The sequence below is a fragment of the Paraburkholderia sp. WS6 genome (assembly GCF_030464835.1).
In the GTDB taxonomy this organism is placed as follows: Bacteria; Pseudomonadota; Gammaproteobacteria; order Burkholderiales; family Burkholderiaceae; genus Paraburkholderia; species Paraburkholderia madseniana.
The window spans coordinates 36,084-59,299 of the sequence record NZ_JALQCK010000052.1; the positions used below are offsets into that span (position 1 = coordinate 36,084).

The following is a 23,216-nucleotide window of genomic DNA, read 5'->3' on the forward strand; positions in this document are numbered from 1 at the left end:
CGCCGCGCAGAACGCCGACCGGAGCGCGGCATGCGGCGCTATCATCGCGGGACTGTTCCTGTCCTTTTCTACAAGACGCCCACGATGACGCGCCGCGCCGACCGTCTGTTCCAGATCGCCGAACTGTTGCGCGGACGGCGTCTGACCACCGCGCAACAACTCGCCGACTGGCTGCATATCTCGCTGCGCACGGTCTATCGCGACGTGCGCGATCTGCAACTGTCAGGCGTGCCAATCGAAGGCGAAGCGGGCATCGGCTACCGGTTGAGCCGCGCGGCGAGCCTGCCGCCGCTCACCTTCACCGCCGATGAACTGGCCGCGCTCGCCGCAGGCGCGCGGATGCTCGAATCGTGGGGCGGCGCCGGCTTCGCGAGCGGCGCACGCGGGGCGTTGGCGAAGATTGCCTCGGCGATGCCGGCCGACAAGCGCGCAACGATCGAACGTCTGGCGATCTTCGCGCCGTCGTTTCACATCAAGGCGGAGTTTTCAGCGAAGGTGGATGTGCTGCATCGGGCGATCGATGCACGTCAGGTGGTGAGTTTTGCCTATACCGATGCGAATAGCGCAGAGACCGAGCGGCGCGTGTGGCCGCTGTCGCTGGCTTATTGGGGCGCGCGCTGGACGCTCGGCGCGTGGTGCGAATTGCGCAGCGATTTCCGCAATTTCGGGTTGGAGCGGATCCGGGATCTTGAGGTGCTCGAAACGTATCCGGATCAGGAAGGACGACGATTGGCGGATTGGCTGCGGCATGTGAATGCGAAGCCGCGGTGAATCACGAAGCGCTTTGCCTCGGCCCGATTTCGCGCACGCGTCAGCCGCGTGTCTGGCGGTTCGCGGCCTGCCGCGAGGCAGGCCGCGTAGCACAGTGGCGCGTTATTCCACCGCCTTCACCATATCCTCAATCACCTTCTTCGCGTCGCCGAACACCATCATCGTCTTGTCCATGTAGAACAGGTCGTTGTCGAGGCCGGCGTAACCCGCCGCCATCGAACGCTTGTTCACGATCACCGTGCGCGCCTTGTACGCCTCGATGATCGGCATGCCCGCGATCGGCGACTTCGGATCGTTCTTCGCGGCCGGGTTCACCACGTCGTTCGCGCCAAGCACCAGCACCACGTCGACCTGACCGAACTCACCGTTGATATCGTCCATTTCGTAGACCATGTCGTACGGCACTTCGGCTTCGGCGAGCAGCACGTTCATGTGTCCTGGCATCCGTCCGGCCACAGGGTGAATCGCGTACTTCACCTCGATGCCCTTCTCCACCAGCTTGTCGGTGAGTTCCTTCAACGCATGCTGGGCGCGAGCCACTGCAAGACCATAACCCGGCACGATCACCACGGTTTCAGCATTGCCGAGCATGAACGAAGCATCGTCAGCCGAACCGGATTTCACCGGACGCTGCTCCGCAGACCCACCTGCCGCCGCCGCACCCGCCTCGTTACCGAAGCCGCCGAGAATCACGTTGAAGAACGAGCGGTTCATCGCACGACACATGATGTACGACAGGATCGCACCCGACGAGCCCACCAGCGAGCCCGCGATGATCAGCATCGGATTGTTCAGCGAGAAGCCGATGCCCGCCGCCGCCCAGCCCGAGTACGAGTTCAGCATCGACACGACCACCGGCATATCCGCGCCGCCGATCGGGATGATGATCAGCACGCCGAGCACGAAGGCGATGATCGTCATGATGATGAACGGCAACCACGACTGCGTGAGGAAGAAAATCACGCCGAAGCCGAGCATCCCGATCGCAAGGAACAGGTTGATCAGGTGCTGCCCTGCATAGACCACCGGTGCGCCCTGAAACAGCCGGAACTTGTACTTGCCCGACAGCTTGCCGAACGCGATCACCGACCCGGAGAACGTAATCGCGCCGACGAACGTACCGATGAACAGCTCGACGCGATTGCCGTACGGCAGGAAGCCCGGCACCGGATTCTCCGGATCAACCAGACCAAAAGCCGACGGCTCCGACACCACCGCATACGCGATACACACGGCCGCAAGACCGATCAGCGAGTGCATCGCCGCGACCAGTTCCGGCATCTTGGTCATCTCGACGCGCGCCGCGACGAACGCGCCGATCGCGCCGCCGATCACCAGCGCGACCAGCAGCAGGCCGAGCCCTAGCCCGAGGTTCGAGCCGAGCGCATTCGCCTGTTTGACGATCAGCGCGATGGTGGTGAGGATCGCAATCGCCATCCCGACCATGCCGAAGGTGTTGCCGGTGCGCGCCGTCTTCGGATTCGACAGCCCTTTGAGCGCCTGGATGAAGCAGACCGACGCAACCAGATAAAGCAGCGTGACGACGTTCAGACTCATTACGCGTTCTCCTTGGCAGCTGCGGGGAGCTTCTTCGGCTCTTTCTTCCTGAACATCTCCAGCATTCGCCTTGTCACCAGGAATCCGCCGAACACGTTCACCGCCGCGAGCGCGACGGCCAGCGTGCCGAAGAACTTGCCGGTGTCGCCCACGGTGAGGCCAGCTGCAAGCATCGCGCCGACGATCACGATCGCCGAAATCGCGTTGGTCACGGCCATCAGCGGCGTGTGCAGCGCGGGCGTGACGTTCCAGACGACGTGGTAGCCGACGTAGATCGCCAGCACGAAGATGATCAGGTTGATGACGGTGTGGTTGATGACTTCCATCGCCGTTCTCCTCTATGCCTTGCGCGTGACTTCGCCGTCACGGGCCAGCAGCGTGGCCGCGACGATGTCGTCTGCGAGATCGATGTTCAGGGCGCCTTCCTTGGTGATGATCAGCTTGAGGAAGTCGAGCAGGTTGCGTGCGTAGAGCGATGACGCGTCGGCGGGCACCATCGAGGCCAGATTCGTATAACCGACGATCTGCACGCCATGTTTCAGGACGACCTGATCCGCTTCGGTGAGCGGGCAGTTGCCACCGCGCCGGCCTTCGTATTCGGCGCCGCGGCCTGCCGCGAGGTCGACCAGCACGGAGCCGGGTTTCATTGCCTGCACGGTCTCCACCGAGATCAGCGTCGGTGCGGCCCGGCCCGGGATCAGGGCGGTCGAGATCACCACGTCAGCCTGCTTCGCGCGTTCGTGAACCAATGCCGACTGGCGCGCAAGCCAGGAAGGCGGCATCGGCCGCGCATAGCCGCCAACGCCCTGCGCGGCTTCGCGTTCCTCATCGGTTTCGTAAGGCACGTCGAGAAACTTGGCGCCGAGCGATTCGATCTGCTCTTTCACCGCCGGACGCACGTCCGAGGCTTCGATCACGGCGCCAAGGCGCTTGGCGGTCGCGATGGCCTGCAGACCCGCCACACCGGCGCCGAGAATCAGCACGCGGGCCGCCTTCACGGTGCCGGCCGCGGTCATCAGCATCGGCATGAACCGCGGGTAGAGCGTGGCCGCAAGCAGCACCGCCTTGTACCCGGCGATGTTCGCCTGCGATGACAGCACGTCAAGGCTCTGCGCGCGGGTGGTTCTTGGCGCGGCTTCCAGAGCGAACGCAGTTATGCCCGCGGCCGCCAGCTTTGATGAGTTTTCGGTATTAAACGGATCAAGCATGCCGACCAGCGTCGCGCCGCGCTTCAGAAGCGGCAACTCGGCATCGGTCGGCGACTGGACCTTGAGGACCAGATCAGCCCCAAAAGCAGTAGCCGCGTCGACGATTTCAGCGCCGGCGGCTGTAAAAGCTTCGTCAGGAAAGCTTGCGCCGGTGCCGGCGCCGCTCTGGATCGTGACCCGGTGGCCCTGGGTCACATACTTCTTGACCGTTTCGGGCGTCGCGGCGACGCGGGTTTCGTGCGCGCGCGTCTCGGCTGGCACTCCGATGTGCATCTTTTCTCCTCCTCGACTTCCTGTTTTACGACAGAGCTGCCGACGAGGCACGCCGGCTTGCAAGTGCAACGGCTAACGGCGTCACTTTAACCGAAACCTGGGGGTGCGCAGAAATCGGGGACAATCCGGGGGTGCCCGGCGGGCGACGCGGCTCGTTGGCTGGGGCTGAGCGGCCCTCGCAGCCGCCCGCCCGCTTCCAGGCAGCCCAGGCCCATAAACGGTAAAATGCGCACCCATGAAACCGGAAACCTGGCTGCCGCACGTCACCGTTGCGGCCATCGTCGAGCGTGACGGGCGTTTTCTCGTGGTCGAGGAACATACCGCCGACGGCCTGCGCCTGAATCAGCCCGCCGGCCATCTGGAAGCGGGCGAAACGCTTCTGGAAGCGGTCATCCGCGAAACGCTCGAGGAAACCGCGCAACCGTTCACGCCCGAGGCGCTGGTCGGCATGTATATGACGCATTTCGAGCGGCCCGGCAGTGAGGGCGTGACGTATCTGCGCTTCACCTATTGCGGCACGAGCGGCAAAGCGGATATCGAGCGCGCGCTCGATCCCGACATCGTCCGCACACTGTGGATGAGCGCCGACGAACTACGCGCCTGCCCCGAACGGCATCGCACGCCGCTTGTCATGCAATGTCTCGACGATTACCTCGCGGGACGGCGTTTCCCGCTCGACTTCGTGCACACGCATTCGGTCGGGCGAAAACAGGCGTAAATAGACGTACGTAACCCGTCACAAGCGGACCTGATCCGTCACGAGCGGCCAGGCAGACGACAGGGCAACACGGTCAACCCACGATCAACGAAGTCACGCAGTACCCAGTGAGCACCTTATGAGCAAGCAGAAAGTCGTAGTAGGCATGTCGGGCGGCGTCGATTCGTCGGTCACCGCGTGGCTGCTGAAGGAACAGGGCTACGACGTAGTCGGCCTGTTCATGAAAAACTGGGAAGACGATGACGACAGCGAGTACTGCTCGACGCGGCAGGACTGGATCGACGTCGTCTCGGTGGCGGACTTGATCGGCATCGACGTGGAAGCGGTCAACTTCGCCGCCGAATACAAAGACCGCGTGTTCGCCGAATTCCTGCGTGAATATTCGGCTGGCCGCACGCCGAATCCGGACGTGCTGTGCAACGCCGAAATCAAGTTCAAGGCCTTCCTCGATCACGCGATGTCGCTCGGCGCGGAAACCATCGCGACCGGCCACTATGCGCGCGTGCGCGAGAACAACGGCCGCTTCGAACTGCTGAAGGCCTTCGATCATACGAAGGACCAGTCGTACTTCCTGCATCGGCTGAACCAGGCGCAGTTGTCGAAAACGCTGTTTCCGCTCGGCGAGATTCCGAAAACCAAAGTCCGCGAGATCGCCGAACAGATCGCGCTGCCCAATGCGAAGAAGAAAGATTCGACCGGCATCTGCTTCATCGGCGAACGACCGTTCCGCGACTTCCTGAACCGCTATCTGCCGACCAAACCCGGTCCGATGAAAACCACCGACGGCAAAGTGGTCGGCGAACACATCGGCCTCGCGTTTTACACCTTCGGGCAGCGCAAGGGCATCGGCCTCGGCGGCAGCAAGGAAGGCAGCGGCGAGCCGTGGTTCGTCGCCGGCAAGGATATTGCGTCGAACACGCTGTATGTCGCGCAAGGCCATGACCATCCGTGGCTGCTGAGCCATACGCTTTCCGCAGGCAATACGAGCTGGGTCGCGGGCGAACCGCCGGCTGACGGTTTCGCGTGCGGCGCGAAAACCCGCTACCGGCAAGCGGACGCACCGTGCTCCTTCAGCGCGGCAGGTGCCAGCGAAGGCCTTTTCGAGCTGAATTTCGACGCCGCGCAATGGGCTGTCACACCGGGGCAATCTGCGGTGCTCTACGATGGCGACGTGTGTCTCGGCGGCGGCATCATCGAACACGCTGTGACCGGGCAGCCAACGGCACGCCAGCCGCAACAGGCAGCCCTGCTCACCGCCCGTTGAACCATGAGTTCAATCGTGCGGCAACGCTTCGGCACCGCCGCACGCGCTTAACCTGCATGCCTTATCTTCAAGCTTCAGACTTCACGCTTCACCCATACGTTTCACCTTCGAGCCGCAGCTAGCTTCACCATAACAAACAGGTGTTCGTTCCCCTCGCGGCAGACTCCGTCTGCGCCGACAGCGTTGACGATCCCTCCGCGACGATCCTCACTGCACTGGAGTCCCCATGTTTTCTCGACGTTATCTGGCGATGTGGTGCGCAGTCGTGCTGTTCGCAGCCTGCGCTCTGCTTGGCGCGACGCAGCACATTTCGTGGTTCTGGATCATCGTGCCGGTGGCGCTCGTCGCGCTCGGCCTGTTCGATCTGACGCAGCAGCATCACGCAATTCTGCGTAACTATCCGCTGTGGGGCCACTTCCGTTTCCTGTTCGAATTCATCCGCCCGGAGATCCGCCAGTATTTCGTCGAGGACGACACCGACGAGAAACCGTTCTCGCGCGCGCAACGCAGCATCGTCTATCAGCGCGCGAAGAACGACGTGGATAGCCGTCCTTACGGCACCGAGCTCGACGTCAAAGCCATTGCGCACGAATGGATCAGCCACTCGCTCGCGCCGACCACGCTCGATAACCACGACTTCCGTATCGTCGTCGGCCCGGACCGCGCACAGCCCTACTCGATGTCGATCTTCAATGTCTCCGCGATGAGCTTCGGCTCGTTGTCGGCGAACGCGATCATGGCGCTGAACCTCGGCGCGAAGAAAGGCAATTTCGCGCACGACACCGGCGAAGGTTCGATGTCGAAATACCACCGCGAGCATGGCGGCGACATCATCTGGGAAATCGCTTCGGGCTACTTCGGTTGCCGTAACGACGACGGTACCTTCAGCGCGGAGAAGTTCGCGAAGCAGGCCGCCGAGCCGCAAGTGAAGATGATCGAGGTGAAGCTCTCGCAAGGCGCGAAGCCCGGTCACGGCGGCGTGCTGCCGGCGGCGAAAATCACGCCCGAGATTGCGGAAACGCGCGGCGTGCCGATGGGCCGCGATTGCATCTCGCCCGCCACCCACTCCGAATTCTCGTCGCCGCGCGGTCTGCTCGAATTCGTCGACCGTTTGCGCACGCTGTCCGGCGGCAAGCCGACCGGGTTCAAGCTGTGCATCGGGCATCCGTGGGAATTTTTTGGCATTGCCAAGGCGATGCTGGAGACGGGGATTCTGCCGGACTTTATCGTGGTCGACGGTGCGGAAGGCGGCACGGGCGCAGCGCCATTGGAGTTCACCGATCACGTCGGCGTGCCGTTGCAGGAAGGGTTGCTGCTGGTACACAACACGCTGGTCGGCATCGGCTTGCGTCAGCGCATCCGCATCGGCGCGAGCGGCAAGATGATTACCGCATTCGATATCACCAAGACTTTGGCGATTGGCGCGGATTGGGTCAACGCGGCGCGTGGCTTCATGTTCGCGGTCGGTTGCATTCAGGCCCAGACCTGCCACACCGGCCGCTGCCCAACGGGCGTCGCGACGCAGGACCCGGTGCGTCAGCGTGCTTTGGTGGTGCCGGACAAGGCCGAGCGCGTGTTCAACTTCCATCACAACACGCTGCATGCCCTGAAGGAAATCATTCAGGCGGCGGGGCTCAAGCATCCGGCGGAACTGCGCGCGCATCACATCGTGCGGCGCGTGTCGTCGCATGAAGTGCGGTTGATGTCCGACCTGTTGAAGTATCTCGATCCGAACGATCTGCTGAAGGGCAACTATCGCTACACGTTGTACGAGAAATATTGGCCGATGGCGCAAAGCGATTCGTTTGCGCCGAAAGTTGAACTGGCCGCGACGTAAGGCTGTTGTGGCGGCGATTGGCTCGTGAGCCGATCGCTGCGTAGGTCTTAGATTTTGACGGCGAGTTCTTGCAGAAAGATAAGAATCCTTGAAAGCTCGTCTCATATACAAGGACAGCGGCGAATCGTACATTTGCGTGATCTATTTCCCGCTCAATGTCCATGGTTACGCGCCCTCCTGCTCCGCTGCCGCTCAGCGAACACACGCAACTCGTCCAGACCCGTCATGGCTGGATGCTCGCCAATCCGAACGACTTCTATCTCGGCCGCGCGCTCATCGAATACGGTGAATGCAGCGAACTCGAATCTGCCGTGTTGCGGCAGTTGCTGGTGCAGCCGGGCATCGTCGTGGAAGTGGGTGCGAATATCGGCGTGCATACGATCATGCTGGCGCGTGAGTCGCAGGCGCGTCGCCAGGTGCTCGTCGCGTTCGAGCCTCAGCCGGTGATCTTTCAGAACCTCTGTGCGAATCTCGCGGCCAACAGCATGCGCAATGTGCTCGCGTGGCCGTATGCGTGCGGGGCCACAGCCGGGACGCTGTATTTCGCGCAGCCGGACTACGATGCGCTGGGCAACTTTGGCGGCGTGTCGATGCAGACCGAGGCTGCGGCGAATACGCTCCCGGTTCCGTGCGTGCGGCTGGACGATGCGCTGCGCTCACATACCGTGGGACTGCTGAAGCTCGACGTGGAAGGGTTCGAGTTGAACGCGCTGCTGGGCGCGCAGGAAACCATCGCCCGCTCGCGACCGGTGATTTATGTGGAGAACGACCGGTTCGATCGGTCGCAGGCGTTGATTGAGTGGTTGTGGTCGAAGGAATATCGGTTGTGGTGGCACTTGCCGCTTTTGTTCAATCCGGCCAATTTCTTTGGACGAACGGAGAATATCTACGGCCGCGTGGTGTCGTGCAATATGCTGGCGCTTCCGCGGGAACTGGCGATGGAGATTGACGGGTTCGTCGAAGTGACGGATTCCGCCGCGCATGCGTTGATGAGTTTGAGCAGGTAGCGGACGGGACACGTTCCGACAAAACAAACGACCATCGGCCGCCTGAAGCGGCCTTTTTTCGTTTGAAGAACACTTCAGTCCCCGTCCGACCCCGCAAAACGGACACCCCCCTCCCTTTCCGTTAAAATCTACGGTTTAGCACTTCGCTCCACGGCCAGCTCGCGCGCTCCGGCGTTTGCGGCGCGGCCCTATGCCCGAAAGGCACTTCATGCTCACGTTTCAGCAAATCATCCTGACACTGCAGTCCTACTGGGACAAGCAGGGTTGCGCGTTGCTCCAGCCGATCGACATGGAAGTCGGCGCGGGCACGTCCCACGTCCATACTTTCCTGCGCGCAATCGGTCCGGAACCGTGGCGAGCCGCCTATGTGCAGCCGTCGCGCCGCCCGAAAGACGGCCGCTACGGCGAGAACCCGAACCGCCTGCAGCATTACTACCAGTATCAGGTCGTGCTGAAGCCGGCGCCGGAAAACATCCTCGACCTGTACCTCGGCTCGCTCGAAGCCCTCGGTTTCGACCTGAAGCAGAACGACGTGCGCTTCGTCGAAGACGACTGGGAAAACCCCACGCTCGGCGCCTGGGGTCTCGGCTGGGAAGTGTGGCTGAACGGCATGGAAGTCACCCAGTTCACCTACTTCCAGCAAGTCGGCGGTCTGGATTGCAAGCCGGTGCTGGGCGAAATCACCTACGGTCTCGAACGTCTCGCGATGTATCTGCAGAAGGTCGAGAACGTCTACGACCTCGTCTGGACCGAGTGGGAAGAGCAAGGCCCGAACGGCCCGGAACTTCGTCGCCTGACGTACGGCGACGTGTACCACCAGAACGAAGTCGAACAGTCGACCTACAACTTCGAGCATGCAAACGTCGATCTGCTGTTCACGTTCTTCAACAGCTACGAAGCGGAAGCCAAGCGCATGATCGACGCACAGATCGCGCTGCCTGCTTATGAACTGGTGCTGAAGGCCGGCCACACGTTCAACCTGCTGGACGCCCGCGGGGCGATCTCGGTCACGGAACGTGCCGCGTATATCGGCCGGATTCGCGCGCTGTCGCGTCTGGTCGCCCAGGCTTACTACGACTCGCGCGAAAAGCTCGGTTTCCCGATGCTCGGCAATCCGGTGCACGGCGTGCCCGGCCTCACGACCGACGAACAGGATGCCGCCATGCCCGCGTGGGCGCCGCCGCTGAAAGTCGAACGCAAGATCGACCAGGACTGACGAGAACATCAAGAAATGACTCAACCCCATCAAGCTACCCTGCTCGTCGAGCTGCTGACCGAAGAACTGCCGCCGAAAGCGCTCGCGCGTCTGGGCGACGCCTTCGCCGAAGGCATTGCGCAGCGCCTCGCGGCGCGCGACCTGGTCGAAGGCGAACTGTCGTTCGAACGTTATGCGACGCCGCGCCGTCTCGCCGTCACGATCAAGAACGTGCGTTCGGTCGCGCCGGAAAAACACGTGCGAGAAAAAGTGCTGCCGGTTTCCGTCGCGCTGGATAAAGACGGCCAGCCCACCGCGCCGCTCGCCAAGAAACTGGCCGCGCTCGGCTTCCCCGATTTTTCGGTGAACGACCTGGAGCGCGCACAGGACGGTAAGGCCGAAGCCTTCTTCCTGCTCTACGCCGCGCCGGGCGCCACGCTCGCCGAAGGCCTGCAAAGCGCGCTCGACGAAACGATCGCCAAGTTGCCGATTCCGAAGCCGATGACGTATCAGCGCCCGGACGGCACCAGTGTGCAGTTCGTGCGCCCGGCGCACCGTCTGACCACGTTGCACGGCGAACAGGTCGTGCCTGTCACGGCACTGGGCGTCGATGCCGACGACACCACGCTCGGCCACCGCTTCCTGTCTGAAGGTTTCGTGCAGATCCAGCACGCGGATTCGTACGCCGATACGCTGATGCACAAGGGCCGTGTGGTCGCGAATTTCGCCGACCGCAAGGAAACCATCCGCACTCATCTGCTCGCGCAAGCCGATGGCGATCAGGTCGTGATGCCGGAATCGCTGCTGGATGAAGTGAATTCGCTGGTCGAATGGCCCGTGGTCTACGCCTGCCGTTTCGAGGACGAATTCCTGCAAGTGCCGCAGGAATGCCTGATCCTGACAATGCAGACGAACCAGAAATACTTCGCGTTGACGGATGCGAACGGCAAGCTGCGCTCGCGCTTCCTGATCGTGTCGAACATCGAAACGAAGACGCCTGGCGATATCGTCGAAGGCAACGAACGCGTGGTGCGTCCGCGTCTGGCCGATGCGAAGTTCTTCTTCGAGCAGGACAAGAAGAAGCCGCTCGCCGAGCGCGTACCGCTGCTCGCGAACGTCGTGTATCACAACAAGCTGGGGTCGGCGCTGCAACGCGTCGAGCGCGTCGAAGCCCTGGCGGGTGCAATTGCCTCGCTGATCGGTGCAGATGTCGCGCTCGCCAAGCGCGCTGCACGTCTGGCCAAGGCCGACCTGATCACCGACATGGTCGGCGAATTCCCCGAGCTGCAAGGCACGATGGGCACGTACTACGCGCGCCACGACGGCGAGCCGGAAGAAGTCGCGCTGGCATGCTCGGAACACTATCAGCCGCGTTTCTCCGGCGATGCCTTGCCGGCCACGGCAACCGGCACCGTCGTCGCGCTGGCCGACAAGCTCGAAACGCTGGTCGGCATCTGGGGCATCGGCCTGCAACCCACCGGCGAGAAAGACCCGTTCGCGCTGCGCCGTCATGCGCTTGGCGTGCTGCGGATTCTGGTCGAGAAGCAATTGCCGGTCGACCTGATCGAACTGTTGCGCACTGCTTACGCGCAATTCGCCGCCGTGCCGGGCGTCGCCGATTCGACGCAAGCGATCTACGAATTCAGCATGGACCGCCTGCGTGGTCTGCTGCGCGAACGCGGCTACGCGCCGGGTGAAATCGACGCGGTGCTGGCACTGAACCCGACGCGCCTCGACGACATCGTCGCGCGCCTGGATGCAGTCCGCGAGTTCGCTGCACTGCCTGAAGCAGCATCGCTCGCAGCGGCCAACAAGCGGATTTCGAACATCCTGAAGAAATCGGAAGGTTCGACGACCGGCGGCGTGCAGGTTGCACTGCTGACCGAAGTTGCCGAAAAAGCCTTGCACGCGCAACTCGAACAGGTTGCACCGCGCGTGCAATCGCAACTCGCCGTACGCGACTACACGGGCGCACTCACCGCGCTCGCCGCGCTACGCGAACCGGTCGACACGTTCTTCAACGACGTGATGGTCAACGCCGAAGATCCGGCGTTGCGCGCCAACCGTCTGGCCTTGCTCGGCGCACTGCATCAGCAGATGAATTGCGTCGCCGACATTTCCCGACTCGCCGCCTGAGCCCCGCGCCATGCCAACCAAAAAGGTGGTGATTCTCGACCGCGACGGCGTGATCAACGTCGATTCCGACGCGTTCATCAAGTCGCCGGACGAATGGGTTGCCCTGCCCGGTTCGCTCGAAGCGATCGCGCGGCTGAACCAGGCGGGTTATCGCGTGGCAATCGCAACCAACCAGTCGGGCATCGGCCGCGGTCTCTTCGACATGAACGCGCTCAACGCCATGCATCTGAAAATGCATCGCATGGCGGCGGCGGTCGGTGGGCGCATCGACGCCGTGTTCTTCTGCCCGCACACGGCGCAAGATCAATGCGAATGCCGCAAACCGAAGCCCGGCATGCTGAAGATGATCGCCGAACGTTTCGAAGTCGATCCGCACCATACGCCGGTGGTCGGCGACGCGATGCGTGATCTGCAAGCGGGCGCCTCGCTCGGCCATCCGACGCATCTGGTGCTGACCGGCAAGGGCCGCAAGACGCTCGCAGCCGGCGGCCTGCCCGAGGGCACCCGTGTGCACGACGACCTGCGCGCGTTCGCACTCGACTTCCTTTCCGACGCTCACGAGTGACGCGCACCACGCGCGTCCTCAACCCTCACTGACCACGCCGATGCGCTTCATTCGTTCTTTGCTGCTGCTGATCTACTTCGTGCTCTTCACGGTGCCGTACGCAACCGCGTGCTTCATCGCGTTTCCGTTCATGCGCGCCGACAATCGCTACTGGATGGCGGCCGGCTGGTGCCGCGCCACGCTTCACACGGTGCGTTGGCTGAATGGCATCCGCTACAAGATCGAGGGCTATGAGAACCTGCCTAACGGTCCGGCCGTGCTGCTGTCGAAGCATCAATCGGCATGGGAAACGCTGGCGTTTCCGGCGCTGATGCCGCGGCCGCTGTGCTACGTGTTCAAGCGCGAGCTGCTGTACGTGCCGTTCTTCGGCTGGGCATTGGGCATGCTGAAGATGGTCCACATCGACCGCAAGGAAGGCAAGTACGCGTTCGAATCCGTCATCAAGCAAGGCAAGCAGCGCATGGCGGAAGGCGCGTGGGTCATCATGTTTCCGGAAGGCACACGTACGCCGACCGGCAAGCAAGGCAAGTACAAAACCGGCGGCGCGCGTTTTGCGATTGCTACCGGCGCGCCGGTCGTGCCGATCGCACACAACGCCGGACGTGTGTGGCCGCGCAACTCGTTTCTCAAATATGCGGGTATAGTCACAGTGTCGATCGGCAAGCCGATCGACACGACGGGGCTCACGCCCGATGAAGTGAACACGCGCGTCGAAAAGTGGATCGAAGCTGAAATGCGTCGCATCGATCCTACCGCGTACCGCGCGGCGGAAAGCAGCTCCGCCGCCGCACCAATCTGACGCGCCCGCGCCCTCGAAGGCGCATTTGCGCGAAGCCGAATCCGATGCAGAAGTCTCCTACGTCGCAGCCCGCTGCGGCGCTCGATAACCGGCAGCTCGATCTCCCGCTCTTCGCCGAGCCGGGGTCGACGTCGTCGTCCCCAACACCCTCCGCACCAACGGCGGGCTCGCAGAGCGGGCAGCAGCCGGCCGTGCCGCTCGCACCGGACGGCACCAAGCTGCGCAGCCTCACCATTGGTTCGCGCACGCTGCACTATGCGCTCAAGCGCTCGGCACGCCGCTCGATCGGCTTTGCGATCGACAGCACCGGCCTGATGATTACCGCACCACGTTGGGTCACGCTCGCGGATATCGAAACCGCGATCACCGAAAAGCAGCGCTGGATTTTTACGAAGCTGATCGAATGGCAAACGCGGGTCGAACAGCGCGCGTTGCCCAAGGTCGACTGGAAAGATGGTGCGGAAGTGCCGTATCTCGGCCAGCCGGTGCGCGTGAAACTCGGCTCGCCGCAAGGCACGCTCGCGTTCAACGCGGATGAAGCCGCACTGCAAGTGCCGCTGCCGTTGCAAGCGGACCCGCAGCAGATCAAGGATCGCGTGCAAGGCTGGCTGCAAGGCGAAGCAAAGCGCCTGTTCGGCGAACGCCTCGCAATCTACGCGGAGAAGCTGGGCGTCAACTATCGCGCGTATGCACTCTCTTCGGCGGCCACGCGTTGGGGCAGTTGTTCGAGCGATGGAAAAATCCGCCTGAACTGGCGGCTGATTCACTTCCCGCTGTCGATTATCGATTACGTCGTGGCGCACGAACTCGCGCATCTGCGCGAGATGAATCACAGTCCGCGCTTCTGGGAGACTGTTGAATCGATTTTTCCGGAATTCCGCGAGGCGCGGCAGACGTTGAAGTCGCATCCGCCGGAATTGCTGCCGACGCTTTAAGGCCTTCAGATCCTCTTTGGCCTTCTTCGGCCCTTCAGGACTTCGGCCATGCAGACTTAAAGCCGGCGCCTCAGCGCGAAGCGCCAGCCTTCTAAAACCCGCCACTCACTCCGTACAGAAAGTTTCCTGCAAGTGACGCCAAGTCACCTTGCCGTGCGCGTCCAGGTCCATCACCGCTGTCGAGCGCCGCACGTTCGCATTGCCCGCGTTGTCGCGCTGATACTCCCGATATTTCACCACCGCACCCGACGGATACTCAGACACGATCTCCATATCGCGAATCGTGATCTGCGAGCCGGGGCGCGCACCGTTCAGCTTCGCAAAAATCTCGCGCAGGCCCGCGTGGTCCAGTGCGAGACCGGACGGCATGACCAGCGTGAATTGCGGAGCGAAGCGCGCCATGATGCGATCCAGCGCGCCGTGGTCCGCGGAGCCGTCGAACAAAGTCTGGATTTCGACGTGGATGTCATCGAGTTCTTTGAAGTAGGGATTGCTGTCATTCATAGCTTGTCCTCACCCCGCCGCTTACGTCACTTTTTCTTCTGGATGAATTCGATCTTGTAGCCGTCCGGATCTTCGACGAAAGCGATCACGGTGGTGCCGTGTTTCATCGGGCCGGCTTCGCGCACAACCTTGCCGCCCTGGGCCTTGATCTTGTCGCACGCCGCATACGCGTCTGCGACTTCGACGGCGAGGTGCCCAAAACCGGTGCCGAGGTCGTACGACGGCGTGTCCCAGTTGTGCGTGAGTTCGAGAACGGTGCCGTCACGTTCGTCTTCATAGCCCACGAAAGCCAGCGTGAATTTACCGTCCGGATAGTCATCGCGGCGCAGCAATTTCATCCCGAGCAGCTCGGTGTAGAAGGCAATCGAACGGTCCAGGTCGCCGACCCGGAGCATGGTGTGAAGCAGGCGCATCGTGTACTCCCTAGTGCGTGATGTCGAGAACGACAATGTACCCGGAATCACGCCGCGCTGCAGGGCGCGCCACACGTGCCGACATGTTGCAAAACACGTGGCGCGCCCGCTTTCAGCCCGCGCTTTTCACCTCGTCGCGCAATGCGCGCCGCAGAATCTTGCCGACATTGGTCTTCGGCAGCTCATTGCGGAACTCGATGATCTTGGGACGCTTGTAACCCGTCAGTTGCTCCTTGCAGAATGCAAGAATGTCCGTGTCGGTGAGCGCCGGGTCCTTCTTCACGACGTAAAGCTTCACCACTTCACCCGCCTCCGCGTCCGGCACGCCCACCGCCACCACTTCGAACACGCCCGGGTGCTTGGCCACCACGTCCTCGATTTCGTTCGGATAGACGTTGAAACCCGACACCAGAATCATGTCCTTCTTGCGATCGACGATCTTCACGAAACCTTCTTCCGTCATCACGCCGATGTCGCCGGATTTGAAGAAGCCGTCCGGCGTCATCACCTTCGCGGTTTCGTCGGGACGGTTCCAGTAGCCGGCCATCACCTGCGGCCCGCGAATGCAGATTTCGCCGCGCTCGCCGAGCGGCACGTCATTGCCGGCGTCGTCGCGAATCGTAATTTCCGTGGACGGCAACGGCAAGCCGACGGTCCCGGTGAACGCGGTGGACGTCGGCAGATTGGTTGTGGCGCACGGCGAGGTTTCCGAGAGCCCATAGCCTTCGACGATCGGCACACCGGTCAGCGCCTGCCAGCGTTGCGCGACGGCTTGCTGTACCGCCATGCCGCCGCCGTTCGATTGCACCAGCTTCGAGAAGTCGAGCGTCTTGAAGTCCGGCTCGTTCAGCAGCGCGTTGTACATCGTGTTCACGCCGGGGAACGAGTTGATCGCGTAGCCTCGCAAGGCGTTGATCAGCCCCGGCAGATCGCGCGGATTCGGAATCAGGATGCCCATGCCGCCACAACGCATCGTCAGCAAACCGCAGACCGTCAGCCCGAAGATGTGATACAGCGGCAGCGCGACGACCGTGATGTACTGCTTGATGTCGGTGCGCCCACGATAAACCGGTTCGCGCCACAACTCCGATTGCAGGACGTTGGCGATCAGGTTGCCGTGCAGCAAGGTGGCGCCCTTCGAGACGCCGGTGGTGCCACCGGTATATTGCAGCACCGCCACATCGCTTTGCGTGAGCGTGACGGGTGTAAAGCCCGCGTCCGAACCGCGTGCGATCGCATCGTTCAGCGCAATACACGAAGTCGGCGGCACATTCTCTGCAACCTCTGGACTACCCGCGCCGAGCATCTCGCCGATCGACGTCAGCACGACATGCCTGATCGACGTTTGCGCTTGCACCGTCTCGAGCGTCTTCGCGAACGGTTCGAGCAGCACGATCGCTTCCGCGCCGCTGTCGTTCAACTGATGCTCGAGTTCTCGCGGCGTGTACAGCGGATTGACGTTCACCACCACGTAACCGGCACGCAGGATGGCCGCCATGACCACCGGATACTGCAATACGTTCGGCAGCATCACGGCGATGCGCGCGCCGCGCGCGAGGCCTAGCCATTGAAACCACGCCGCAAGGTGACGCGACTTCGCATCGAGTTCGCCGTAGGTCAACTCGTGTCCCATGCAAACGAACGCGCGCTCTGCGGCGTGCGCCTGGAAACTCTGCTCCAGCAAGTCGCCGACAGAACTGAACTGCGTAGTGTCGATCTCCGCCGGCACGCCTGGCGGATAGGACTTCAACCAGATTTTTTCCATGTCTCCTCCTTGGGTTTCGCATCGCGATGCGCCAATACACGATGTGCCGCTGCGCCAACACACCGATGCGAGTCGCTTCTATCGCGTAGTAAGTGCGGGCATACGCCGCGCGGGCCGGTCGAAGCAATCGAAGAATCTGCGCAACTGCTCGGCCGTGCCACGCTCCAGCACTACTGTGCCGTTCTCGAGGCACGCCGGCAACTGCGACACCATGTCGCGCAACATGCCGTACAGGGTGCTGGTTTCCAGCGCGAGTTGAACATCGATCGCCGACGGAGTGCGCTCGTGAATCTGCAACACGCCACGCCGCAATTCGAGCGCATGCGTTTCATTGCGATCCGTCACGCGGAATGCGAGTGTCATCTGCACATCGGCGCAACGTTCCGGATCGACGTTCACGCTAAAGCGCTGAAACACATTGCGCAACGGTTGGGCGCGCAATACATCCGTCGAGGCGAGGCTCGAGCTGCCGGCGAACGGCAGTTCGTCGTAGGCGTGTTCGAGTTCGCGCGCCGCGCTCAGGTACCAATTGCGCCAGTTGGTGTTCACCGTGCGGTAGCCCAGCTCGCGCAACACGCTCGCCTTGATGTTGCGGGCTTCGACGTCGCTTGTATCGAGGCGCACCAGCAGCGTGGCCAGTTCCGCAGCCCAACGCCAGTCGCCGTCACCCAGCGCGATACGCGCAGCGGCACGCACCGCCTCCACGCCGCCCATCATCTTGACCATGCGCTGCGAACGTTCAGCACGCGGCAACGGATCGAGCGATGCCGGATCGCCATCGAACCAGCCGAGCTGACCGCTGTACACCTGCCGCACCGAATGCTTGACCGTGCCGTAGTACTCGCCGAGCCACGCGTGCTCCGCGAGGTGCGGCGGCAACGCGGGAATGGCCTCAGCGAGTTCGTCCGGGCTCAGGCCGAAGTTCATGTGGCGAATGGTCTGATCGTGGATGAACTGGATGGCGTCGCGATACACGCACAGCACCTCGGCGACATACTGCGCGCCCGATACCGGACGGCCATGCGCCGGCACCATGTGCGCCGCGTTGAAGCCGCGCATCATGTCGATGGTCTGATACCAGCGCACCATCCATGGCGGATGCGCAATGGGGCGCCACGGTCCATCACTACTACAACCGGGACCGTACTCGTCTCCTACCCGTGCTGCTAGCGAAGGAAACGTGACTGACATTTAAAAGTTGTGTCCCTGACAGGCGCAAACGAAGCGGCCGCCGCCCGCCGGATAGCAGCACACGCAGCACCCAGTCCGTCTGGGTCGCTGCTTCCCTCACGGAGGAAACCATGACGAATCATCGAAAGAGAAAGACACGCGACACGGGCCGCGATGATGGTAAAGATGAGCGACCAGGAGACACCCCGAACTCGTCTGGCCCGCCAGTGCCCGACAGCGCTGCTCCGGTCTTGCAGTCAGAGGACGAAGACGCATTGGTCGACGAAGACGCGCCGGGATGAGATGCGACGGAGCGAGGCGTTGCGCCGAAAGGGAACATTTCCAGGAGGGACGCAGCGAGTGGAGATTGCTGCGATGGACAACTGATTTGACGGACAAGAACTGCTGCTTCACCTCGCGAACATGCTCGAACTTTTGAGCTGTTTGGGCCCGGACAGGTTCGCCAGACGCGCTGGTGGTCCAGCTTGCGAAGGACCAGGATTTGTTACAGGACTTCGAGTTTCTCCAGGCGCGTGCCGCCAAGATGACTGTGGCCGATTTCAGTGCACGCGTCACCAGCGCGTTCTTCCTGTGGCCAAAGGAACTGCTCGAGACGGAGGGATGCGGGGGCCGAGCCGTTGCACGATGTCGCGCAGGAAGTGAATCAGGTCGGGGTCGCGCCGGGCGCGATGAGGCACCCAATCACCGCCGGCACCGGCGACCAACTTCCCGAGTCGGCCGCCTGATAAGGCCCCAGAGGCATGCGGTTAATGGTGACGCGTCGTGCGGTCCTTCGCCGCTTCCCTGGCGTCCCCGACGTCTTTCCTGGCTTGTCCCGCGGCTTGCTCAACATCGCCTTTCAGTTCCCGGGCCGGCCTGCCCGTGACCTTGCCCATGGCCTCGTTAAACTTGCCCTTCATCTTTTGAGCAACGCCTTTGACCTGGTCCTTGTTCATGATGTCTTCCTCCAAGTATGCGACCGACGTCGCGTTACCAGATTGCGACAAAAACAGTATAGGAAAAGCGGGGCGTTCGTGAAGCAGAGGGCGCGAACGAACCAGGTTGCACGATTCGCGTATGGTAAATCGCCGGGGACAAGACGCCCGGGAGCTAGCGCTCGCGATATGCATCCTGCGGCCGCCGGACGGTTGAAGCAATATGACGTTCCAGGTGCGCTCGACAAACGCGATGCTCGCCAACCCCTGCCTTCGCGCGGCGTGCCCCCTTCACCAACACAACGCCTGCGTTGTTCTGCCGACGCAACGAACAGTGAGCTCCGTGGGAACTTGTTCTGAAATCAGGCGGAACCGCAATCACTACGGCCCCCTACAGCAGAGCCGCCCGGTAACCCTCGTCCCGCTTCGTTCGGCCAGACGGGAAACGGGTCGAGAGGTCTCCTGATAGCAGGACATCGAGCCCTTCGCCCGGTCCTCAGTTCCAGCATTGCGCAACGAATCGCGAGTTGCACGAGTCGAAAATTGTCGATTTCATGTCTCCGCGCGGTAAGCGATGACGAAGCCGTGTGCAACCCGCTGTTATCGCGTCGGTGGCAATTCAAGACGTAGCCTATACACGATTACCGAGTCAGCAAGTGGGATACCACTGGCATCGTGACGAGGAAGCTGCGTACTACTGGCCCTTTTGCCTTGAGCCGCCAGGTCCGCTTTTGACGTCGCTGTTCGCGCCGCTATTTGTACCCTTATTCAGACCGTTGGTCTTGCCCCTATTGGAACGCTCCGTCCTGGGGATACTGCGCGCCGCGCCGACGCCACTGCCCGTAACGTCGGGAGAACCGTAGCCGGTCTCGTTCGGGGTCTTCATCGAACCGGCACCGGCGCCGGGTGTTGGGACCCCGCCAGCGCTGCCGCCGGCCTGTGCGTATGTTATTGCCGACAGTGCCATCGCGAGAGCCGAAGCGAAAAACGTCCTGGTTATATTTTTCATGGCTCACCTCCGGAGAAGATATCTCATGCAAGCGTCTGCCGCTCACGAATGAAGTGCAGCAAGGTGCGTGCCTCGTGTCGCTCATTCGTCTCCTTTGTAGCGGCAGGTAGGCGACAAAATCGACAACGGAGGCTCCCGCAACGCAGTCATGTCCGAAAAATGCCGCGCTCACGGCGGTCCTTCGCAATGCCTGGCGCTCCGCCGCGCCCTGCAGTGCAGCGGGCTGTTCGTGCGCTCTCGACTCTCGTCGATTTCTGGTATGGATTCGCGCGTGCTTCGTAGGAATCGGCCCGTCATTTCGGCGGGCCGATTCCTATGTACAACACGAGAAGAATCGCGACAGAGATTTCCGGTTTAGTCGTTGACGAGAAAGTTGGCCGCGTTCACACGCTCTCAATCGGGAGTTCAAACTAGGGCCCGCTCAGCTCGCCTTCCAGAATCCATTGACGCTCGCTTTCCGACAACCGGTCAATCCGGAGTGTGCCGGAATCCGGGAGCCCGTTGAATTTTTCTGTCGCTCCGCTGACTTCCCACAGGCCGTTGAAAGCAGAAGGTGACTCGCCGCGTTTGCCTGGCAAGGTTGTCTGTCGCAGTTGCGTTTTCAGATAGAGTATGCCGCCGGGGCCACAAGTGATGACAAGATAGCGGGTTCCTCGACCATTGGTTTCGGGTCTCAATGTCACCTCGTGGAATCTCCACTCCTGCCCCCGTCGCGGCGCGAAGCATGCCCTCGCTCATCACCTTGCCTGAGCGACGCACAAGCGCGGCATCTCGATTGTTGCCGTCTGCAAACACCAGTTTCGTGTATTCATTGGGCGACCCGGGTTCACCGTTCTTGATGTCAAACCGGATTTCGGCTGTAAACGGCTTTGCTTCAGTCAATGATTGGGTCCCGGCCACGCCGCCTGCGGACGACCCCTGAGTCAACTGGCTCAATTGCAACTGAATTTGCTATTGCTCGTCTTCCGTCGCCTGCGCGCGCACAGCGCCCAGCGAAAAGCGCGCCGACGATGAACACCGGACGGCCTGGCGAGTCCAATCAAATACCGACGAAAACACCTCCTATTCCGAAGAAAGAAGACCACTGAAGAGGACCAGAAACCAATTTCCGGGCATCTCAAATTTGCGGACGAGCCGTGCGACGTGGGGTTTCTCCTCCCTTCTCTGCTCGGATTCTCAAAGGTGTACGCGCCAACGGATATGCGTGCGCAGGGACCAATTTGAGGGTTGGCACCGTTCGCTGATTGCGCAGACAGGGGCTGCCGCCTACGCTTGAGCGCGTCAGCAAACTGGCGGTCCTCGAGGTTCGTGGCTGCGGGACAGACCAAGGAGCGGCAGATGGACGTTGCTCAATATCTGCAGGCGATGAAGCAACTTGAACGCGCGACGGAAAGCATCTGGAAGAATGCGCCGGAGCCATTCAAAACCCAGGCATTCAAGTGCGGCTGGGCGCTCGACGATACGAAGAAGCGCCTTCGCTCATGGGGTTACGATTTGCTTCGAGACCGCGACCGAATGTTGCTGGCTACGGCTGGCATGAACGCCCAGCGGCTAGAGGCATGCGGAGATTTTGAGAGAGCGGTAAAAGAGATTCAGGCCGCGATTTTCCTCTTGCGTAATAGTCCTGGCGGCCCGTTTGACGACATCTTCGGCGGGCCACTTACACCAGAGCAAGAGGCTGACTTCCGGCTCCGTGACCTCGGGCCGTCTACAACCGCACCGACTATGGACACCGGACTCCCTGGCGAGTCCAATCAGATACCTCCGAAAAATCCCCCTATACCTAAGAACGAAGACGACTAAGGAGAGCCAGAAACATGTTTTCGGGTCTCTCGAACCTTGCCGACAAGCCTTGTTTTAGGATTCTTCCTACCCTCGAACCACGCGCAGGTGCGTGAGCCGGCCAACAAGCAGGCCGCACTAGGCATAAGCGCGGTGGGGCTTCGAATCGGATTTGACTGAACTCTCGTAGGTGCTCGCTGTGTCAAACCAGGGTTGATGCCTCTACCTGTGAGACGGTCTCAGGCTCCTTCTCATGCATCTCGAAGTATCGGTCAAGCGCGGCGAGTGTGATGTTTTCGCGCACGACGGTGCGCCGTTTCGCTCAGGCAAAAACAACCTGCTGTCGTGAAGAGAGCTTTGTCGGATGCATGGCCGGTGGGGCGCCGTTAGCCGGTGAGTAGCGCCGACTTGATAGCTCCCCAACTCGCAATACGCGCGTCCATGCGGAGCCGTTCGGCGCGCAGGACATCGTGGCAACCAACGCGGGAACCATTATGATAAGGCTGGTACTGCCGGGAGCCCCTCAGGGGCAACTGGGCGGTTGGGTAAACAAAAAGCCGTGAACCATGGACAGCACTCTCGCCGCCGAAGCCAGTGTTTCCGCAGACGGAAAGCTGGTCGCTTTTATCGCACATGCCCGTGGGCGTGCGGTGCAATGTTCGATTACTCGCGATGCACTGGAGCAGCACTTCTGGGCACCCATCGGAGCAGACGACGCGCACCTGCTAAAAGCTTGTATGGACGGACACAAGCGGATTGTGGCAGCTGTTGAACGAAAGGTGCTGAGAGGCTCGGACGAGCCGATAAACCTGAACGCCGCAGATTTCTCTCACTGAGCGTCGCGTTACGCCGTTTCGCTCAGGCAAAAACAACCTGCTGTCGTGAAGAGAGCTTTGGCAGATGCATGGCCGGTGGGGCGCCGTTAACCGGTGACTAGCGCCGACTCGATAGCCTCCCAACTTGCAATACGCGCGTCCATGCGGAGCCGTTCGGCGCGCAGGACATCGTGACAACCAACGCTGGAGCCAAGCGGATGGAAGATGACCAGAAAGATGGGATGCTTGAGACGCGGCTGGTGAGGGTGCGCGGCCTCGTGCAGGGCATTGGCTATCGGGAAGCCTGTGTACGCCGCGCCCATGCACTGGGCGTCACTGGCTGGGTCCGCAACCGCATCGACGGCTCGGTGGAGGTGATGGTTCAGGGTTCGCCGGAGCAGCTTGCAGAAATGTGTGCCTGGTTAAGTGAGGGCATGTCCGCCGCGCTTGTCGACAGGCTTGAGGTAACCGAGGTCCCGCCACCGTTCGCCCGCTTCGAACACTTTGAGCGATTACCGACGTTGTAGGGACTCACGGTTTGCCCATAGCATTCCCACA

Annotated in this window: 23 protein-coding genes; 13 read left to right on the forward strand and 10 right to left on the reverse strand. The window is 61.8% G+C overall.

Annotation, left to right across the window (positions count from 1 at the left end; genetic code table 11):
• Positions 1-30 precede the first annotated feature (30 nt).
• Positions 31-771: a YafY family protein gene (locus M0D64_RS38870; protein WP_154560587.1), complete on the forward strand. Its 741-nt coding sequence runs from the start codon at positions 31-33 to the stop codon at positions 769-771.
• 102 nt (positions 772-873) lie between these two features.
• On the opposite strand, the gene M0D64_RS38875 is transcribed toward M0D64_RS38870, so the two are convergent.
• From M0D64_RS38875 to M0D64_RS38885, 3 genes are read right to left on the reverse strand one after another with little or no spacing between them, the layout of a single operon-like run.
• Positions 874-2,328 (reverse strand): NAD(P)(+) transhydrogenase (Re/Si-specific) subunit beta, encoded by a 1,455-nt coding sequence (locus tag M0D64_RS38875; RefSeq protein WP_266261558.1) that lies wholly within the window; start codon positions 2,326-2,328, stop codon positions 874-876.
• Positions 2,328-2,654, reverse strand: a complete 327-nt coding sequence (locus M0D64_RS38880; RefSeq protein WP_097391320.1) for an NAD(P) transhydrogenase subunit alpha — start codon at positions 2,652-2,654, stop codon at positions 2,328-2,330. Before M0D64_RS38880 ends, M0D64_RS38875 begins: the two co-directional genes overlap by 1 nt.
• Before the next feature lie 12 nt (positions 2,655-2,666).
• Complete coding sequence (locus tag M0D64_RS38885) at positions 2,667-3,809, reverse strand: Re/Si-specific NAD(P)(+) transhydrogenase subunit alpha (protein WP_171926300.1); 1,143 nt, start codon at positions 3,807-3,809, stop codon at positions 2,667-2,669.
• 235 nt (positions 3,810-4,044) lie between these two features.
• Between M0D64_RS38885 and M0D64_RS38890 the strand changes: the two genes are divergently transcribed.
• From M0D64_RS38890 to M0D64_RS38930, 9 genes are all read left to right on the forward strand, one after another.
• Positions 4,045-4,527 (forward strand): NUDIX hydrolase, encoded by a 483-nt coding sequence (locus M0D64_RS38890; RefSeq protein WP_266261559.1) that lies wholly within the window; start codon positions 4,045-4,047, stop codon positions 4,525-4,527.
• A gap of 118 nt (positions 4,528-4,645) precedes the next feature.
• Complete coding sequence (gene mnmA, locus M0D64_RS38895) at positions 4,646-5,791, forward strand: tRNA 2-thiouridine(34) synthase MnmA (protein WP_266261560.1); 1,146 nt, start codon at positions 4,646-4,648, stop codon at positions 5,789-5,791.
• Between the two features lie 226 nt (positions 5,792-6,017).
• Entirely contained in the window at positions 6,018-7,628 is a 1,611-nt protein-coding gene (locus M0D64_RS38900) for an FMN-binding glutamate synthase family protein (RefSeq protein WP_266261561.1), read from the forward strand.
• Between the two features lie 161 nt (positions 7,629-7,789).
• Positions 7,790-8,635: an FkbM family methyltransferase gene (locus tag M0D64_RS38905; protein WP_266261562.1), complete on the forward strand. Its 846-nt coding sequence runs from the start codon at positions 7,790-7,792 to the stop codon at positions 8,633-8,635.
• Between the two features lie 208 nt (positions 8,636-8,843).
• Positions 8,844-9,851, forward strand: a complete 1,008-nt coding sequence (gene glyQ, locus M0D64_RS38910; protein ID WP_013088411.1) for a glycine--tRNA ligase subunit alpha — start codon at positions 8,844-8,846, stop codon at positions 9,849-9,851.
• Positions 9,852-9,866: 15 nt separating this feature from the next.
• Positions 9,867-11,966 (forward strand): glycine--tRNA ligase subunit beta, encoded by a 2,100-nt coding sequence (gene glyS / locus M0D64_RS38915; RefSeq protein ID WP_266261563.1) that lies wholly within the window; start codon positions 9,867-9,869, stop codon positions 11,964-11,966.
• 10 nt (positions 11,967-11,976) lie between these two features.
• Complete coding sequence (gmhB, locus tag M0D64_RS38920; protein ID WP_063494776.1) at positions 11,977-12,531, forward strand: D-glycero-beta-D-manno-heptose 1,7-bisphosphate 7-phosphatase; 555 nt, start codon at positions 11,977-11,979, stop codon at positions 12,529-12,531.
• A gap of 40 nt (positions 12,532-12,571) precedes the next feature.
• Positions 12,572-13,330 (forward strand): 1-acyl-sn-glycerol-3-phosphate acyltransferase, encoded by a 759-nt coding sequence (locus M0D64_RS38925; protein WP_154560580.1) that lies wholly within the window; start codon positions 12,572-12,574, stop codon positions 13,328-13,330.
• A 44-nt stretch (positions 13,331-13,374) separates the two neighbouring features.
• Positions 13,375-14,265 carry a M48 family metallopeptidase gene (locus M0D64_RS38930; RefSeq protein ID WP_154560579.1) on the forward strand — a complete coding sequence of 297 codons (891 nt, stop codon included), beginning with the start codon at positions 13,375-13,377 and terminating at the stop codon, positions 14,263-14,265.
• Between the two features lie 105 nt (positions 14,266-14,370).
• Here M0D64_RS38930 and M0D64_RS38935 read toward each other — a convergent pair whose 3' ends face one another.
• The 7 genes from M0D64_RS38935 to M0D64_RS38965 all read right to left on the reverse strand — a co-directional run bounded on the left by M0D64_RS38935 (position 14,371) and on the right by M0D64_RS38965 (position 20,738).
• Complete coding sequence (locus tag M0D64_RS38935; protein ID WP_266261564.1) at positions 14,371-14,769, reverse strand: hypothetical protein; 399 nt, start codon at positions 14,767-14,769, stop codon at positions 14,371-14,373.
• Between the two features lie 26 nt (positions 14,770-14,795).
• Positions 14,796-15,182 (reverse strand): lactoylglutathione lyase, encoded by a 387-nt coding sequence (gene gloA / locus M0D64_RS38940; protein WP_097391309.1) that lies wholly within the window; start codon positions 15,180-15,182, stop codon positions 14,796-14,798.
• 112 nt (positions 15,183-15,294) lie between these two features.
• Positions 15,295-16,947 carry a long-chain-fatty-acid--CoA ligase gene (locus tag M0D64_RS38945; protein WP_266261565.1) on the reverse strand — a complete coding sequence of 551 codons (1,653 nt, stop codon included), beginning with the start codon at positions 16,945-16,947 and terminating at the stop codon, positions 15,295-15,297.
• Positions 16,948-17,025: 78 nt separating this feature from the next.
• Positions 17,026-18,138 carry an alkyl sulfatase dimerization domain-containing protein gene (locus M0D64_RS38950; RefSeq protein ID WP_154560576.1) on the reverse strand — a complete coding sequence of 371 codons (1,113 nt, stop codon included), beginning with the start codon at positions 18,136-18,138 and terminating at the stop codon, positions 17,026-17,028.
• Positions 18,139-18,884: 746 nt separating this feature from the next.
• On the reverse strand, positions 18,885-19,073 hold the full coding sequence (locus M0D64_RS38955) for a CsbD family protein (RefSeq protein ID WP_154560575.1): 189 nt from the start codon (positions 19,071-19,073) through the stop codon (positions 18,885-18,887).
• A gap of 673 nt (positions 19,074-19,746) precedes the next feature.
• Complete coding sequence (locus M0D64_RS38960) at positions 19,747-20,061, reverse strand: hypothetical protein (RefSeq protein ID WP_233464866.1); 315 nt, start codon at positions 20,059-20,061, stop codon at positions 19,747-19,749.
• Positions 20,062-20,471: 410 nt separating this feature from the next.
• Positions 20,472-20,738: a hypothetical protein gene (locus M0D64_RS38965; RefSeq protein WP_154560574.1), complete on the reverse strand. Its 267-nt coding sequence runs from the start codon at positions 20,736-20,738 to the stop codon at positions 20,472-20,474.
• A 661-nt stretch (positions 20,739-21,399) separates the two neighbouring features.
• Between M0D64_RS38965 and M0D64_RS38970 the strand changes: the two genes are divergently transcribed.
• The 3 genes from M0D64_RS38970 to M0D64_RS38980 all read left to right on the forward strand — a co-directional run bounded on the left by M0D64_RS38970 (position 21,400) and on the right by M0D64_RS38980 (position 23,185).
• Entirely contained in the window at positions 21,400-21,864 is a 465-nt protein-coding gene (locus M0D64_RS38970) for a hypothetical protein (RefSeq protein WP_154560573.1), read from the forward strand.
• Between the two features lie 545 nt (positions 21,865-22,409).
• Positions 22,410-22,679 carry a DUF1488 family protein gene (locus M0D64_RS38975; RefSeq protein ID WP_266261566.1) on the forward strand — a complete coding sequence of 90 codons (270 nt, stop codon included), beginning with the start codon at positions 22,410-22,412 and terminating at the stop codon, positions 22,677-22,679.
• Positions 22,680-22,876: 197 nt separating this feature from the next.
• Positions 22,877-23,185, forward strand: a complete 309-nt coding sequence (locus M0D64_RS38980) for an acylphosphatase (RefSeq protein ID WP_154560571.1) — start codon at positions 22,877-22,879, stop codon at positions 23,183-23,185.
• The last annotated feature ends 31 nt before the right edge of the window (positions 23,186-23,216 follow it).